The sequence below is a fragment of the Psychrobacter sp. TB20-MNA-CIBAN-0197 genome (assembly GCF_040309765.1).
GTDB classification, from domain to species: domain Bacteria; phylum Pseudomonadota; class Gammaproteobacteria; order Pseudomonadales; family Moraxellaceae; genus Psychrobacter; species Psychrobacter submarinus.
Window position 1 is genome coordinate 1 of record NZ_JBEOPC010000064.1, and the last position, 1830, is coordinate 1830.

Here is a 1830-nt window from a genome sequence, read left to right on the forward strand (position 1 = left end):
GCTTGTAGGTAACTTTCGCATTTTCAACGCCATCAACATTTTCTAATGACTTTTTAACTGTGATTGGACATGTCGCACAGTTCATCGTTGGCACTTCCAGTGTAACTGTTTTTACTTCAGCAAAAGCACCAAAACTAGAAAGTGAAAGCAGTGCGGTTAATAATAATTTTTTCATAATTAGCTCCAAATTTTAAAATGTTATAAATTTCTTGATCTGTATATTAAGCAAACAAAAGTATCCAATAATTACTGGTCACTAAAATTGTCGCAACTATAGCGCTCAGCCAGAAAATGACTTTTCGTTGTTGCTGTTTCTTAGGAATTGCACAGGCCGTTCCCGGCTCACACTCTTCTACAGGACGGTAAATTTTCCAACCTGAGTAACCAAACAACAACACTACAAATGCGATAAATAATGGCCTATAGGGTTCAAATGCAGTTAAATTACCAATCCATGAGCCACTTACCCCAAGTAATAACAGGAGCAAAGGACCTACACAGCATACGCCTGCGCCTAATGCTGCTATGATGCCTCCTATCATTGGAAGGTTTGATTCTTTTTGATTCATATAGATACCTCATTAGATAATGCAAGTGTATTGCATGTACCTAAGTACGGAGTCAAGGGTGATTTATAAAAAATTTATCTTTGATAATCTGCTACGACAGATACGGGGAATAAGCTAACTTGAATTAAGGCGCAGAAGTAAAATTGGATATGCTGTTTTAGTGGGAAATGGTAGTTAAGTGAATCATTTACTTCGGTTGCAACGAATCAATTATTGGGCAGTGGCTATCGTCATCATTATTTTGGCATTGTCCTAAATGTTCTTCCAAAGCGTGTTCTAACAACAACAAGTCAGCCATCTTTTTTTGTACTGCGATCAGTTTTTTATTAGCTAATTCTTGTACTTTACTACATGGACTATCGTTTAACGCAAGTAACCCTTCAATCTCATTTAGCGTAAAACCTAATTCTTGAGAACGCTTGATAAAATGTATTCTATTTACCGTTTCTTTCGGGTAATGTCTATAGCCCTGCATAGGCTTTGGTGGTTGTTTAATTAAGCCTTTGCGTTCATAAAAGCGAATTGTTTCGACATTTACACTCAGTTCTTTAGCCAACATACTTATGGTTCGTTTAGACACGTTATCAATTACCTTACTGACTTTTTGTTTACTTACTTTATATCTAATTAAAGTGACCATCAATGAATACCAGTTTAAACATCGCTAATTGATTTTGTTTTTTCTTCTATTAAATAAGTAAAGTTACCGTTGTTACAACAATATTAAACCACAACAATGTATGGTTTATCCTTTTTCATTATCAAAGTCCAAATTAGTGTTATTACATGCAGTTCTACATGAGTATACCCCAAGGGAACCAGCTATTTCACCACTCAAACCTATTAACAGACCACTTAAAACAGACTGCTATAATGGAACCATTTATATGTGCTAAAAATGAGCTTATAGCATTTGCTCAAAGCATGGGCATAAAGTCGCTGCATTCGATATATAAAATAAATCAGTTGCAACGCTAGTACGTACAAAGTTGATACAGCTGATTACTATCATAGCTAAAAAGGCAAAGTGATACTCAAATACTCAAATACTCAAATACTCAAATACTCAAATACTCAAATACTCAAATACTCAAATACTCAAATACAGGGTTTTTTTGAATCAAGATACATGATTAAAATCTATCAACTTAATGATTATATATTTGATAGCATCGCGTCTATAGAAACGTAAATTAATGTTTAAAATACTTCAGCTATTAACCCTGTTTTAAGACACGATAAACCGTAGCTACCCCAACAC

Annotated in this window: 3 protein-coding genes; all 3 read right to left on the minus strand. The window is 34.5% G+C overall.

What is annotated here, in order from left to right; translation table 11 throughout:
* Window positions 1–175: cation transporter (locus tag AAEY83_RS12605; RefSeq protein WP_351059229.1), on the minus strand; the 175-nt coding region annotated here is incomplete at its 3' end.
* Window positions 176–221: 46 nt separating this feature from the next.
* Entirely contained in the window at window positions 222–569 is a 348-nt protein-coding gene (locus tag AAEY83_RS12610; RefSeq protein WP_016899520.1) for a mercuric transporter MerT family protein, read from the minus strand.
* A gap of 187 nt (window positions 570–756) precedes the next feature.
* Entirely contained in the window at window positions 757–1128 is a 372-nt protein-coding gene (merR, locus tag AAEY83_RS12615) for a mercury resistance transcriptional regulator MerR (protein ID WP_033011277.1), read from the minus strand.
* Window positions 1129–1830: the final 702 nt, after the last annotated feature.

Bases quoted from the DNA above. Each gene is read 5' to 3' on its own strand.
- AAEY83_RS12610 (WP_016899520.1), bottom strand. From the start codon at position 569: ATGAATCAAAAAGAATCAAACCTTCCAATGATAGGAGGCATCATAGCA.
- merR (WP_033011277.1), bottom strand. From the start codon at position 1,128: ATGTTGGCTAAAGAACTGAGTGTAAATGTCGAAACAATTCGCTTTTAT.